This is a genomic window from Massilia orientalis (genome assembly GCF_030411975.2).
In the GTDB taxonomy this organism is placed as follows: domain Bacteria; phylum Pseudomonadota; class Gammaproteobacteria; order Burkholderiales; family Burkholderiaceae_D; genus Telluria; species Telluria orientalis.
In genome coordinates, this window is the sequence record NZ_JASNRB020000023.1 from 47,585 (window position 1) to 61,296 (window position 13,712).

The following is a 13,712-nucleotide window of genomic DNA, read 5'->3' on the forward strand; positions in this document are numbered from 1 at the left end:
TCAGAAGGTCGCCGGCAGGGCCGGGCGTGCGACGGGCCTTGCCGCCACCCGCGCCGCCAGGCTGAACCCGCGCTCGACCTTGAACACGCCGACCACCTCGGCCAGCGTCGCCGCCTGCTCCTGCATCGACGCCGCCGCTGCCGCCGCTTCCTCGACGAGCGCCGCGTTCTGCTGGGTCACCTGGTCCATCTGGCCGATGGCCTGGTTGACCTGCTCGATGCCGCCCGTCTGCTCCTGCGTGGCGCTCGTGATCTCGGCCATGATGTCGGTCACGCGGCGGATGCTGCCGACTACCTGTTCCATCGTCGCGCCGGCCTGGTCGACGAGCTTCGTGCCCGCGTCCACGTTGGCCGTCGACGTGGCGATCAGGTCCTTGATCTCCTTCGCCGCGGCGGCCGAGCGCTGTGCGAGGTTGCGCACTTCCGACGCCACGACCGCGAAGCCGCGTCCCTGTTCGCCGGCGCGCGCCGCTTCCACGGCCGCGTTCAATGCGAGGATGTTGGTCTGGAAGGCGATGCCGTCGATGACGCCGATGATGTCGGCGATGCGGCTGGCCGACGCGTTGATGGCGCCCATCGTCGTGACGACTTCGCTCACCACGGCGCCGCCCTGCGTGGCGATGCTTGATGCCGCGATGGCGAGCTGGTTGGCCTGGCGCGCATTGTCCGCGTTCTGGCGCACGGTCGTCGTCAGTTCTTCCATCGACGCGGCCGTTTCTTCCAGCGCGCCGGCCTGCTGCTCGGTGCGGGCCGACAGGTCGAGGTTGCCGGCGCTGATCTCGCGCGAGGCCGTCGCGATGGTATCGGTGCCGCCGCGCACCCGGCTGACGATGCCCACCAGGCTGTCGTTCATGTGGCGCAGGGCGCGCAGCAGGGCGCCCGTCTCGTCCTGCGTATGCGCTTCGATCGCGTGCGTCAGGTCGCCGGCGGCCACCGTCTCGGCCACGGCCACGGCGGCGCGGATCGGCAGCACGATGCCGCGCGTGAGCAGCCACGACACGAGGGCGCCCAGCGCCAGCGCGCAGCTGCTGAAGATGACGATCAGGCGGGTGCTGAGCGTCGCGTCGGCATCGATCGCGGCGGCGGTGGCATCCATGCTGGTGCGCTGCATGGCGACGAGGTCTTGCAGCAGCGCCTGGTATTTCTGGGCGGCCGGCGTGAACGCCTGGTCGAGGATGCGCGCGGCTTCGTCCGCGTTGCCGTCGGCCTTGGCCTTGACGGCGCCGTCGCGCGACGCGCTGTACGTCTTGCGCTGTTCGAGGATCTGCGCGAACAGGTCATGTTCCCGACCGCTGGCCGCGATCAGCGGCTCGATCTGCTTGAGCAGTTCGGCGGCGCGCTTCACCGAGGCGGCCGCGTCGTCCTTGAAGTACGGGCCGAGCGACGGGTCGGTGCTCTTGACGATGGCGGCGGTGCGGCGGATCGAGGCGTAGTTCAGGCTGTACCAGTCCGTGATCAGGCGTTCCTTCGTGAGCGGCACGGTCATCATGGCCTTGGTCGCATTGGCGACTTCGGTGAGGCGCCACGCGCCGACCGCGGCGATCGCCACCGTCATCGCGAGAATGAGGGCGAAGCCCAGGCCGAGCCGTCGGCCGATCTTCATGTTTGCAATGAGTCCCATCGTGATTCCTTGTGAAACGAAGGGGCGTATTGTACGCATCATACTTTCCATTTGGAATAAATAAATACTGTAAAGAAACTTTTACGCAACACTCCACTACGTAGTTTCCACAAGCCTCCTCTGGGGATTGTTAAACGATCCATTGTCGCATTTGGACGCATCTGTTAGCGTAAAAAAGGGTGGCGGCATCGTCCACCCGTTTTTTTTGTTCACGGATACCCATGAAATCTTCCCGCATTCTCCGCACCACCCTGTTCCTGGCGGGCGTCATCGGCACCCAGGTCGCCGGCGCCGCCGCGCTGCCCGCGCCGTTCGCCGAACAGCTGAACGCCAGCTACCCGGCCATCGAGACGCTGTACCAGGACCTGCACCGCAACCCCGAGCTCGGGTTCAACGAACACCAGACCGCGGCCAAGCTGGCCGAGCGCGCCAAGGCGCTGGGCTTCGACGTCACGACCGGTGTCGGCGGCACCGGCGTCGTCGCCATCCTGCGCAACGGCCCCGGCCCGACCGTGATGCTGCGCACCGAGCTGGACGCACTGCCGGTCCAGGAAAAAACGAGCCTGCCGTTCGCCAGCAAGGTCACGACGAAGAACGCCGCCGGCGACACCGTCTCCGTGATGCACGCCTGCGGCCACGACCTGCACATGTCGGCGTGGTACGGTACCGCGAAGCTGATGGCCGGGAACCGCAAGGCCTGGAGCGGCACGCTGATGCTGGTCGGCCAGCCGTCCGAGGAGCCGGTGAACGGCGCGAGCGCGATGCTGAAGGATGGCCTGTTCACGCGCTTCCCGAAGCCGGATTACGCGCTGTCGTTCCATGACGACGCGTCCATGCCGTCCGGGACGATCATGTACCACGCGGGTCCGTTCCGCGCGTCGTCCGACGTCGTCAGCATCACCGTGTTCGGCCAGGGCGGCCACGGCGCCGTGCCGCACGAGGCGCGCGACCCGATCGTGATGGCGTCGCGCATCGTGCTGGCGCTGCAGACGCTCGTCTCGCGCGAGAACAATCCGATCGACCCGGTCGTCATCACCGTGGGCAGCATCCACGGCGGTACGCAGGCGAACATCATTCCCGACCAGGTGACCATGCAGCTGTCGGTGCGCACCTTCAAGCCGGAAGTGCGCAAGCGCGTGCTGGCCAGCATCGCGCGCGAAGCGAAGGGCGAAGCGATGGCCGCCGGCGCGCCGAAGGAGCCGCTGGTGGAAGTGAAGCCGGGTACGGATTCGGTCTATAACGATCCGGAGACGCTGGCCCGCATGGTGAAGGCCGTGCAGGGCGCGGTGGGCCCCGAGTTCGTGAAGGAGATGCCGCCGAAGATGACGTCGGAAGACTTTTCGCAGTACGGCCAGCAGCCGGGCGTGAAGGCGATCCTGCTGCACGTGGGCGCCGTCGACGCAGCCCGCCTGGACGCCGCGAAGAAGGCGGGCCAGCCGCTGCCGGGTACGCACTCGCCGCAGTGGGCGCCGGACTTCAAGCCGACCGTCGTCAACACCATCAAGGCCGAGACGGCGATCCTGCTCGACCTGATGCCGGCGAAAAAGTAAAAAACGGCGGGGCGCAATGTCCCGCCGCGCTCCGCCGGTTTCTACACCCGGCGGAGCATAAGGCCGCATCGCTCCGGTCGGCACTTGTGCGACCTTATTGGTTCGCCGTTCTTGTAATTTCTCCACCAAAATTGCGTCAACGCATGATGAGACATCAGGCGTGCGTGAATCATTATGCCTTTCCTGAGTTCCTGATCACGATATGGCCGCTATGGCCTACTGACATCGAGGGAGTCGTAATGGGCATGGGCATTATGGGGCAAGCGATCGACCTGGCGGAATACAGGCTCGCCACGCGCGAACGTCCGCTCGGACTTGTGCTGGCTCGGTCCAATGGCATGCGTGACGACGTGCTGTTGCCTCAGCGTGTGCACGGCAGTGAAGCGATCTGCGGCGGTTTTACTTACCGCATTCTGTGCGTGGCGGACGATGCAGGCCTGGCACTGAAGGATTTCATTGGCGTGCCGGCCGAACTGCGCATTGTCACCGATCGAGGAAAGTTGCGTCGTATCTGCGGGATCGTTACCGAGGCAGTATCCGGCCAGAGCGATGGTGCTCTCGCGACATACCAGTTGGTCGTACGCGATGCGATGTCGGTCATGGAAGGCCGCAACAACACTCGTGTGTTTCGTAACCGGAGCGAATTGGATGTCGTCAGGTCGCTGGTGTCTGAATGGCACGCGCGCAGCAGCGTGCTGCGCGCGACATTCGAACTGGAAATCGCCCCGGGGCTCGAGAACAAGCATCCGCAACGCGAACTGATTATGCAGCACAACGAGTCCGACGCCGCATTCATCCGGCGCCTGCTGTGGCGGCGTGGGATTGCATCGATATTCCGCAGTGGTTTGCCGGGCCGCGAGGCAAGGCGCGGACAAGAACCTGCTATCGGCCACACAATGGTGCTGTTCGATGACCCCAACCAACTCGCGCGGAACATGGCGGGCACCGTGCGTTTCCACCGCGATGCCGCCACGGAGGAGCGTGACGCAATCGATGGATGGGGCGCTGCCCGTAGCCTGCGACCGGGCAGTGCGTCGCTATACAGCTGGGATTACAAGCAGCCCTCCGGCAGCGCGTTCATGGCAGCGCATACGAGGTCTCGGATCGACCAAGGAGAGCAAGGAAATGACTTGGCCGCAGTTCTAGACGATTACTGGGTCGCGCCGCCGCACTTGGGCGACACCGCACGCGATCTTTCCGACCTGGGCGATGTCCGGATGGCGTTTCACGATTATGAATCCAAGCATTTTCATGGTGAGGGTGGCGTGCGCGACCTGTCGGTTGGTGAATGGTTCAGCCTCGAAGGCCATCCCGAAATCGATACGCATCCCACCAATGAACGCGATTTTGTCGTCACGAGCCAACATATCGCGGCGCGGAACAATTTGCCTGTCGAGATCGATGCACGCGTCGAACGGCTGTTGAATCGCAATGGCTGGGATGCCGGCGACTATGCTGCCTTCGCCGACGTCAAGGGCGAGCCGATCCGCTTCAGAACCCGCTTTACCTGTGTGCGGCATGACGTCCGCATTGTTCCTCCTCCCGCTCCGCTTCCGGTTGTCGCTTTGCAGACGGCAATCGTGGTCGGACCCGCGAACGAGGAGGTGTGGTGCGATGAGCTGGGACGCGTCAAGATCCGCTTTCAGTCCGCCCGCCCGGAAGACCATGTTCATGCAGGGGGCGCAGGCAGTTCCGATTCCGACCGGGATTCGGCGTGGGTCCGCGTCGCCTCCAGTTGGGCCGGCAGTGCGCTCGGTACACACGGCGAGTGCGGCACGCGTCTGCTCCCTCCAGTTGGCACCGAAGTACTTGTTGACTTCGCCGGCGGTGATCCGGACAAGCCCATCATCGTTGGACAGGTATTCAACGGGGCGGCATTGCCGCCAGCCTTTCGTCATGAGGGCCGATTGCCAGATACGAAGTACCAGTCCGGTATCCGGTCACGCGAAGTGAGGGGCGCGCGCGGCAACCAGCTTCGACTGGACGATACGCCGGGCCAGATCAGCGCGCAGTTGGAGAGCGACCACGGGTCGACTGAGTTGAACCTGGGCTATTTGACCGAGCCGCGCCGAGATGGCGGCGCCGCCCCGCGGGGCGAAGGGGCCGAGTTGCGCAGCGATGAAACGATCGCCTTGCGTGCAGCCCGCGGCATCTTGCTGAGTTCATGGAAGTTGTTGGGGGGCGCGGCCACGAAAGGCAGACAACTGGCACGCGACGATTTCCTGGACTTGTTGCGCGAGTGCGGTGAGCTATGCAACGCACTTGGCAGTTACGCGGCTGAACACAATGGCCTGTCGCTCGACGCCGGGGAACAGAACAAACTGCTGACCCGCTTCAGGCATTGGGAAAACGGCAGCAACACCGCGCCTGAAGCGGCCGAGCCGGGAGAGCCGGTCATCGGCATCACGTCGCCAGCCGGTATCGGCTTTGCCAGCACTAGTGCGATCGTCAGCTATTCGGCACGCAACATCGATACCGTGGCGCAGCAGCACCTGCAACTGACGGCAGGACAGCGCTTCAATCTCAACGCGGGCAAAGGCATCTCGCTGTTCGCCCACCATGACGGCCTTACCGGTATCGCCCACTTCGGCAAGGTCCTGCTCCAGAGCCAGCACGACGATACGGATATCAACTCGGCCAAGAACCTGACGCTATCCGCGACCGAAGGTATGGCCAAAATCTCCGCCAAGGTCATTCTGCTGGTGGCCGAGGACGGATCATTCCTGAAGCTGGGCGACGGTCCGCCCGTCATTGGCAGTAAACAACCGCTCAAGTTCCATGCTCCAGACTTTCTCTATGACGGACCGGAGACCATGACGGCCGGGTTCCCGAGTTTTGGCCATGGCAATGCGGACCAGAAACTCGTGGTCCGTTACGCGCCCGGTATTCCGCTGGAGACCGGTGAGAGGCCGCCGGGTGCGGTCGTCAAGGACGCAAAGCTGAATATCGCGCTCAGCGATGGATCGGCGTTACAGGCCCGGAGCAGCGCCGACGGCAAGTCCAGCCTGATCGAACGCGATGCGATGCACATGGCCGAGATCGGGCTCATGCGAGGTGGCGAACAATAACGTCATGGGAGGAGAAGATGGCCGGAAAATATCCGAAACCGGAGTATGTGGCGCACACGACCACGACGGTATTGCAGCACAAGCGGGCGTCCGACAAAGTCATCGAACACCCGCGGGAGCAGCCGGGCAACATCATCATCATCCACGGCGTGAACGATGTGGGCGCCGGGTATGCCGACGTGGAAGCCGGCTTGTGCGCGGGCCTGGACCTGCAGCGCATGGAGGCCGCGTACAACGCCGAAAAGAATCCGAACAATTCCAATCCAGACGATAAGTTCACGGTATTGAGCGCCATTCGTCATCCGGACGGCAGGGTGCTCGCGGTCATCGGCGAAAGTCCGAACGTGGCGCGACGGCGCTGGCAGCATGAACTGGGTGCAAAGTCCTTTCACAGTGCCATCTTCGACAGCGCCAGGAACCATAGCCAGGTGACCGCTTATGATGTCGCGATCGGGAGCGGGAAGGCGTCCAGTGATCCCAGGTTTTATGCGTATTTGTGTGCGGTGGCGGATTGGCGGTTGAAGATGCCGGATTCAAAGGAAAAACCCCGTCCCGGCATATTGAGATGGGAGAAGTTCGTGACCGATTTCGGTGCCTACCTCCAGTGCGAACCACCGTGGCGGCGTGAGCTCATCGAGGGCAACGCAAAGTACTACAGCTTCGGCAACCTGCCTCCATGCCTTCCGCTGTTGACGGGGAAACTGTGGGGGATCGTCGTGTCCGAGACCACGGCCGGAAAACGCGTAACCCAGACGAGCGACATGAAGGTGACGTCATGAGCAGTCCGGCGATCGGAGTTGCGAGTGACGTCAAGCGACCCGCGACGTGGCGGTATTTTGCCGGTGCGGTCATCGCTTTTCCCTTTGTATGCCTGTTGTGGATGATGCTCGATTTTCGGGTCTTGCACCCGGAACTGGCAAAAGTCAGCGTGGAGACGACGATGGATAGAATGCGTTGGTTCAGTGTACCGCTAGTGTTGGTCATCCTGCTGTTTGGTGGCAAATGGCTTTACGCTTCATCTGCCGCTAACGCGCGCGAGCGCGAGTGGCAGCAGAAAAACCAGCAACTCCAGGAACAGGAAGCCGCCGCCCGTGCCGGGAAGGCACGCCGCGAATACGTGCTGGAAGTGATCGGCCTTGGGGTGACCTACGAAAAATACCGGCAGGGGAAGCTGTGGGACGTCCTTCAGATGGGGACGCCCTTCACCAGCATCCGCGAGCAGGATCCTAACAAATACGAATGGGCGGCTAACGACAAGATTGGCGCGAGCGGTGGACGTGCCTGCGACGCGTTGGAAAACGGCGCCGACTCATCCCCGATGTTCTGGGGCGTCCCCAGCTTTTATGCCGGAAGTCCGATTCCCGATCCTGCGCAACAGCCGAGCGAGCTTCGGCCGATCGCAGGACTGGCCGCCAGCGCGGAAACCACCGGCATGGCATGGCATCTGTTCGTCACGGGACCATGGCAGCTGAGCGAACGCCCCGACCAGTTGCTAGAACAGGTGTTCGCGTTTTTCGACAGCCATCCGGACCTGCCATATGTCATCCTTCTGGCGGACGACAGCTCGGCCACACGTGATGGCGATCTTCCGCCAGAGGCTCCGCGGCTCATCAGGGATGGCTACTATATCCCTGACATGCCCGATTCCACGGCTGTTTTCGTCTTGGCGCGACGCGAGCGGGTCGAGCCGTTGCGACCTTACGTATGGGACGACCCGGCCAACGACTATCTGCAGGAAAATCTTCGAAGGATGTACTACCACTTGAAGGAGTCAGCACCAACGCCGGCAAAACTGGCCCACCCGGAACAATTCGACGGCGGCCGCAATCCCACTGTCGCCGAATGGCTGAAGGCCGTAGCCGTCTTCGCCAAGCGCCCGGTCTTCGACAAGAATGAAGCCGACATCTCGCTGGCCGCCTTCCGCCGCTGGATGAACGATCCGCCCAAGGACTGGAAACCGACCCCGTGGTTCCCCGTCCCATGGAACCGCAACCAGATGGAAGCCTTCGACAACCTGCCTTCGCTCGGCTACATCCACCGCCCTGTCTTCGTGAAGTTCGAGGACGAGCACGGCCAGCCAGTCAAGCGGCGCGAGGCCCGCCAGAAGATCCTTGAGGCCGGCTGGCAGCAAGCGTTGCAGACCTTGCCTGACGCGGAGCGCGCAAAAGGTCCGGCCCGGATCGTCGGTGCGTTCGGCGACCATGTTGACCAGCAGGCGGCCCTGGAAGGCGTGCTGCATGCCTATGCCGCGCAGGGCGGGCGCGAGATCGACACCAGTAAGACGGCGCAATTCATCAACACCGATCGCCGCCTCGGCAATACCGGTGCCGCTACGTTCTTCATGCAGATGGCGCTGGGCGTGATGGGCAGCTATATCCATGGAGGCACGTCGGCTGCGATCAACCTGCGCGACCCCGCAGGGGGAAGCATCGTGTTCATCAGCCCTCCGACCGAGGCGTCCCTGAGCAAGCAGGAGGGCCGGGATGTGTTCAAGCACCAGGTGAAGCCGGCTGTTGACTCCGACAACTACAAGCCGCCGACGGTTGGCGCTGTTCTCGGGGCAGAAGAAAGTCCGGCTATGAAAGACCTGGCGACTGCACGGCACTGATCGAGGCAAACATGCGTAATGTGATTCGGCTAGGCGACGCGACAAGTCACGGTGGAAAAGTGATCAGTGCCCGTGCCAGCCATTTCAAGGTGAATGGCATTCCCGTGGCCTGCGTTGGCGACGCGTGCAGTTGTCCGATTCAAGGGCACAGCGGTTGCACGATCGCCAGCGGGTCACCGCACCATCGCATCAATGGTGTCTCCATGGCTTTCGAGGACGACGTGACGAGCTGTGGTGCCAAGCTCAAATCGAGCCTGGACAATTATCGGACGACGTGATTCAGCGAGGTCGCCCGGTCAAACCGTAACCGGCGAGGTGCCGAAGTACGCGTGCACCTCGCCCATCCAGCGCGTATCGGCCATGTCCGGCCAGTGGTCGGTATCGAAGCCGGGCGCGCTGGCGATGCGTTCCTTGGGGATGTCCATCGTGAAGCGCTTGTGCCGCGGGTCCAGGGTCAGCGCCTGCCAGGGCACGGCGAAGAGTCTTTCGCCCAGCCCGAGGAAGCGGCTGGACGACATCACGGCGTAGGCGATGGCACCCGTGCGCATGTCCACCATGAATTCCTTGATGACGCCCAGGTGCTCGTTCTGCAGGTTGTGGACGTGGTCGCCGATCAGGGTGTTCGCGCCCATCAGCTCCGGGCCCGGTCCCTTGCCATGCTTGTTCTTGTACATGCCGTAGTCGTCGCGTTCCTCGTAAGACATTTTCCGTCTCCTCGCCTCATTCCAGTCCGGGAGCACAAGGATAACCCGAGTCCGGCGCGCCGGTTCGGCCGGGAACGCACGGACGGCTTCAGAACGTCTCCCACTCCTCGGTAGCGGCCGCCTTTGGCGCCGCCTTGCGGACGCTCGTCTTCACGGGCACGACGGCGCGCGAGGGAGCGGGTGCGGGCGCGGCCTTCGGTGCCGTCATGGCTTTCGAGTCGATATGGAACAGGGCGACCACTTCGGCCAGCTTGTCGGCCTGGTCGCGCAGCGCGGTAGCCGCCGCCGCCGATTCCTCGACGAGGGCGGCATTGTGCTGCGTGGACGAATCCATGTCGGCGATCGCGTGGTTGACCTGTTCGATGCCGGTGCTCTGCTCGCCGCTGGCGCTGGCGATCTCGGCGACGATGTCGCTCACCTTGCGGATGCTGTCGACCACTTCGCTCATCGTCATGCCGGCCTGGTCGACCAGCTTCGTGCCGTCCTCGACCTTGCTGACCGAGTCCACGATCAGTGCCTTGATCTCTTTCGCCGCGGCGGCCGAGCGCTGGGCCAGCGTGCGCACCTCGCCCGCCACGACGGCGAAGCCGCGGCCCTGTTCGCCGGCGCGCGCCGCTTCGACGGCGGCGTTCAGCGCGAGGATGTTGGTCTGGAACGCGATGCCGTCGATGACCGAAATGATGTCGACGATCTTCTTGGACGAATCGTTGATCGCGCCCATCGTCTGCACGACCTGGTCGACGACGGCGCCGCCCTGCGTGGCGATTTCCGACGCGGCGATCGACAGCTGGCTCGCCTGGCGCGCGTTGTCCGCGTTCTGGCGCACGGTGCCCGTCAGTTCCTCGACCGTGCTGGCCGTTGTGCCGAGCGAGCCGGCCTGCTGTTCGGTGCGCGAGGACAGGTCCATGTTGCCGGCCGAGATTTCGGCCGACGCGGTGGCGATGGTATCGGTGCCGCTGCGCACCTGGGCGACAATCGCGACGAGGCTGTCGTTCATGTTGCGCAGCGCGCGCAGCAGGGCGCCGGTTTCGCACGTGCCGTTCGCGTCGATGTGCTGGGTGAGGTCGCCGCCGGCCACTTTCTCGGCCACGTCGACGGCCTGGCGGATCGGACGGACGATCGCATTCGCGAGCACCCACGCGCAGGCGGCGCCGAACAGCACGGCGACGCCGGCCACGATCATGATCATGCGCGCGCTGTGGCGGCTGGCGTTGTCGATCTCCTTGGCGACGGTGTCGATGCGGTCCTGCTGCATCTTGACCAGTTCGGCCTGCTTGCCTTCGTAGGCTTCCGACGTCGGTACATATTCCTGGTTCAGGATGCGCTCGGCTTCCGCGGTGTCGCCGGCGGCCTTGGCCTTGATGGCGCGTTCCTTGGACGACGTGTAGGCCTTGCGCAGTTCGGTGATGCGGCCGAACAGCGCGCGTTCCTCGTCGCTGTCGAGCAACGCTTCGATCTGCTTCAGCAGTTCGGTCGAGCGGCTGGCGGTCTTGACGCCGTCGGCCTTGAAGAATTCGACGAGGCTGGGGTCCGAGCTCTTGACGATGGCGGCGGTACGGCGCACGGCGGCGAACGTCTGCATATGCCATTCCTCCATCATGCGCTCCTTGGCCAGCGGAACGGCCATCATCGCGCGCGTCGCATCCGCGATCGTGTTCAGGCGCCAGACGGCGGCGGCCGCGATGACGAGGGTCAGGCCCAGCACGAGGGCGAAGCCCACGCCGAGACGTTTCGCAATATTCATATTGGCGAGAAAGCCCATCTTGGTTCTTCCTTGATTCAAGCGTGATTGTTGTGGGGAAGAGGTAACAAACTGTTCCCGGCTTGATTCTACGTACAGGAAGAAAATTTATGTTGCTTTGTGGAACTCAGTGCACGAAATGTGTGCATATAAGCACCATAATGTTGCCGGCATGTGACAGCTTCATGCATGCCGGCTAACAGCAATGATGAGGTTGACAACTGCTTCAGCGGGCGGTCTTGCGCAGGCGCGCGATGCGTTCGGCGGTGTCGGGATGCGTGGACAGATACGACATCGATTTCTTCAGCCAGCGCGGGAGCTTGTCCTCGCCCGGACGCGCGCGTTCCAGCGCCTCCAGGGCATCGGCGAACACGTCCGGTTCTAGCCCGTTGCGGCGCAGGACCGCGACCGCGTCGTCGTCCGCTTCCAGCTCCATCGCCCGCGAATACCGCATCTGCGTCAGCACGGCCGGCAGGCCGGCGGCGACGGCGCTGAAGTCGCCGAACAGCGTGGCCGACATCGCGGCCGTCAGCGACGACCCCGTCATCGCGCGCGTGGCGTGGCGCCGTTCGATGTGGCCGACCTCGTGGCCGATCACGCCCAGCAGGGCGGCTTTGCCGTTGTCGTCCAGTTCGTTGTCGTCGTCGAGCGCGAGGCGGACCATCGCGTCCGTCACGATGATCGTGCCGTCCGGCAGCGCCAGCGCATTGGCGCCCAACGTGCCGGACTAGCGCACGAGCAGGCGCACGGGCACGCGCGGGTGCGCGGGCAGCGCACGGGGCAGCAGGGCTTCGACGTCGGCGATGCGGTCGTCCGAGAGGCGCGACGGCGCCAGCATGCCCTGCGCTTCCAGGCCGGCCAGCGCAGCCTGGCCGAGCTTCGTGTCGACCGAGGCCGGCAGGCGCGCGGCGACAAATTCGGCGGCGGCCGGCACGCCCCACACGAAACCGGCGCCGAGCAGCGCCAGCAGCAGGACGAGGGCGGCGAGGGCGGCGGGCCAGCGTGCCTGCCAGCGCTCGACGGCGCTCTTGCGGTAGCCGAGCGCGGCCAGCAGCGCCTGCCGTCCCGGGCCGTACGGCACCTCGCAGGTGGCGTCGCCGAGGCGCAGCACGAGCGGCGCCTGCTCGAACGGTTCGGCCAGCGCGACGTCCGCCAGGGGAAAGCTGCGTTCGAACCCGGACGCATCGACGTGCAGGTGGCCATCGCGTACGTCCAGGCCGACCGGTTGCAGGCGGGCGTCGTGGCCATCGAAGAAATGGGCTGCGATCATCTTGCGCTCCTTACCACGACAGGTCGACGCCGAGGAAGTCGGCGATGCCGTCGCCGGCCGCCGCCGCGGGTGGACGCCGCGCCGCCAGCACGGCCTGCTCGAACCCGTCCGGCGCGTCGACGCTGAGGTGGGCCACGCGATATTTCCACGTGCGCACGACGGCGAACGGGCGGAACAGGCCGAACGTCAGCAGGGTCAGCAGCACGTTGACCGTCTGCAGGCGCAGATAGGGCCAGGTCCGCATCGCGCACGTGATGCGGATGCCGGGGAAGGATGTGGCCGACCAGGCCAGGTTGTTCATGCGCACGAGGATGTACGGCCCCATCAGCAGCATGTAGAGATACGCGAGCACGATGGCGAGGATGGCCGGGAGGAACGCCGCGAACGCCGCCGCCGACTTTTGCCCGCGCGCCAGATACACCGAGAGGCCGATCGACAGGCCGACGACCACCATCACGCCGAGGCCGATCAGGAATGCGCGCACGTAGGGCTTGGCGAGGTCCGCCGTGTCGAGCCCGAACGCGGCATGCTGGTCGCCCGCCATCAGGTGCTTGTGCTGGTAGGCCTTCATCGCGCCATGCATCAGCGGCCAGCACAGGTACAGCAGGAAGATGGCGCCGACGCCGGGATTCCCCGGCATCAGGGCGAGGAGCGCGCCGGGCAGCACGAAGATCGCCACCGGCACGAAGTACACGATGTAGGCCTCCTTGATGCCGCCCGCGAAGCCGAACGGCAGGCCGCGGTAGACCGTGTTCGACAGGCGGAAACGCAGCGCGGACCGCATCATGAAGGGCAGGCCGGCCAGCAGCAGTGCGACGGTGACGACGCCCACCTTGAGCGAGAAGCCGAACGCGTAGTGATACGCCGCCAGCAGCGCCACCGCGAGGATGCGTCCGCGCAGGATCGCTTTCGGGTCGCCGCGGAAGTCGAAGCCGGCGCCGGCGAGCTGGGTGTTCCGGTAAAAATACTGCAGCCGGCGGGTCTTGGCCCAGGCCGAGTAGATGCCCAGCGTGGCCACCGTCAGCATCAGGTTGACGATCCAGATGCGGAAGTATTCGGCGCCGCTGCCGGAGAACGACAGGCCATGCGAAGTCGGCGCATCGAAAGGACGGTCGTCAGGTGCGTGCATGGCCGATTTTCTTGACATGGAA

Annotated in this window: 11 protein-coding genes; 5 read left to right on the forward strand and 6 right to left on the reverse strand. The window is 64.5% G+C overall.

Translation table 11 applies throughout. The features are described from left to right. Positions 1-1,620, reverse strand: coding sequence for a methyl-accepting chemotaxis protein (locus QPK29_RS27760; protein ID WP_371770058.1), 1,620 nt, complete (start codon positions 1,618-1,620; stop codon positions 1-3). 221 nt (positions 1,621-1,841) lie between these two features. Between QPK29_RS27760 and QPK29_RS27765 the strand changes: the two genes are divergently transcribed. The 5 genes from QPK29_RS27765 to QPK29_RS27785 all read left to right on the forward strand — a co-directional run bounded on the left by QPK29_RS27765 (position 1,842) and on the right by QPK29_RS27785 (position 9,124). Further along, positions 1,842-3,170, forward strand: a complete 1,329-nt coding sequence (locus QPK29_RS27765; protein WP_371770057.1) for an amidohydrolase — start codon at positions 1,842-1,844, stop codon at positions 3,168-3,170. A 239-nt stretch (positions 3,171-3,409) separates the two neighbouring features. After that, on the forward strand, positions 3,410-6,238 hold the full coding sequence (locus QPK29_RS27770; RefSeq protein WP_400189873.1) for a type VI secretion system Vgr family protein: 2,829 nt from the start codon (positions 3,410-3,412) through the stop codon (positions 6,236-6,238). A gap of 17 nt (positions 6,239-6,255) precedes the next feature. Continuing rightward, positions 6,256-7,017, forward strand: a complete 762-nt coding sequence (locus QPK29_RS27775) for an effector protein Tle3 domain-containing protein (protein ID WP_371770055.1) — start codon at positions 6,256-6,258, stop codon at positions 7,015-7,017. Continuing rightward, on the forward strand, positions 7,014-8,846 hold the full coding sequence (locus QPK29_RS27780; RefSeq protein ID WP_371770054.1) for a type VI lipase adapter Tla3 domain-containing protein: 1,833 nt from the start codon (positions 7,014-7,016) through the stop codon (positions 8,844-8,846). The genes QPK29_RS27775 and QPK29_RS27780 overlap by 4 nt, the downstream gene beginning before the upstream one ends. Positions 8,847-8,857: 11 nt before the next feature. Next, entirely contained in the window at positions 8,858-9,124 is a 267-nt protein-coding gene (locus QPK29_RS27785; protein WP_371770053.1) for a PAAR domain-containing protein, read from the forward strand. An 18-nt stretch (positions 9,125-9,142) separates the two neighbouring features. On the opposite strand, the gene QPK29_RS27790 is transcribed toward QPK29_RS27785, so the two are convergent. The 5 genes from QPK29_RS27790 to QPK29_RS27810 all read right to left on the reverse strand — a co-directional run bounded on the left by QPK29_RS27790 (position 9,143) and on the right by QPK29_RS27810 (position 13,690). Beyond that, positions 9,143-9,550, reverse strand: coding sequence for a PRC-barrel domain-containing protein (locus tag QPK29_RS27790; RefSeq protein WP_371770052.1), 408 nt, complete (start codon positions 9,548-9,550; stop codon positions 9,143-9,145). A gap of 88 nt (positions 9,551-9,638) precedes the next feature. Further along, a complete protein-coding gene (locus QPK29_RS27795; RefSeq protein WP_400189874.1) occupies positions 9,639-11,294 on the reverse strand; it encodes a methyl-accepting chemotaxis protein in 1,656 nt (551 codons plus the stop codon). A gap of 223 nt (positions 11,295-11,517) precedes the next feature. Beyond that, positions 11,518-12,009, reverse strand: coding sequence for a M48 family metallopeptidase (locus tag QPK29_RS27800; protein WP_371770050.1), 492 nt, complete (start codon positions 12,007-12,009; stop codon positions 11,518-11,520). 9 nt (positions 12,010-12,018) lie between these two features. After that, complete coding sequence (locus QPK29_RS27805; RefSeq protein WP_371770049.1) at positions 12,019-12,561, reverse strand: DUF7092 domain-containing protein; 543 nt, start codon at positions 12,559-12,561, stop codon at positions 12,019-12,021. Positions 12,562-12,571: 10 nt separating this feature from the next. Next, positions 12,572-13,690, reverse strand: a complete 1,119-nt coding sequence (locus QPK29_RS27810) for a YjgN family protein (RefSeq protein WP_371770048.1) — start codon at positions 13,688-13,690, stop codon at positions 12,572-12,574. Between the last annotated feature and the right edge of the window lie 22 nt (positions 13,691-13,712).

Excerpts from the sequence above, each read along its gene's own strand:
- QPK29_RS27760 (WP_371770058.1), bottom strand. The coding sequence starts at position 1,620 with ATGGGACTCATTGCAAACATGAAGATCGGCCGACGGCTCGGCCTGGGC.
- QPK29_RS27765 (WP_371770057.1), top strand. The coding sequence starts at position 1,842 with ATGAAATCTTCCCGCATTCTCCGCACCACCCTGTTCCTGGCGGGCGTC.
- QPK29_RS27770 (WP_400189873.1), top strand. The coding sequence starts at position 3,410 with ATGGGCATGGGCATTATGGGGCAAGCGATCGACCTGGCGGAATACAGG.
- QPK29_RS27775 (WP_371770055.1), top strand. The coding sequence starts at position 6,256 with ATGGCCGGAAAATATCCGAAACCGGAGTATGTGGCGCACACGACCACG.
- QPK29_RS27780 (WP_371770054.1), top strand. The coding sequence starts at position 7,014 with ATGAGCAGTCCGGCGATCGGAGTTGCGAGTGACGTCAAGCGACCCGCG.
- QPK29_RS27785 (WP_371770053.1), top strand. The coding sequence starts at position 8,858 with ATGCGTAATGTGATTCGGCTAGGCGACGCGACAAGTCACGGTGGAAAA.
- QPK29_RS27790 (WP_371770052.1), bottom strand. The coding sequence starts at position 9,550 with ATGTCTTACGAGGAACGCGACGACTACGGCATGTACAAGAACAAGCAT.
- QPK29_RS27795 (WP_400189874.1), bottom strand. The coding sequence starts at position 11,294 with ATGAATATTGCGAAACGTCTCGGCGTGGGCTTCGCCCTCGTGCTGGGC.
- QPK29_RS27805 (WP_371770049.1), bottom strand. The coding sequence starts at position 12,561 with ATGATCGCAGCCCATTTCTTCGATGGCCACGACGCCCGCCTGCAACCG.
- QPK29_RS27810 (WP_371770048.1), bottom strand. The coding sequence starts at position 13,690 with ATGCACGCACCTGACGACCGTCCTTTCGATGCGCCGACTTCGCATGGC.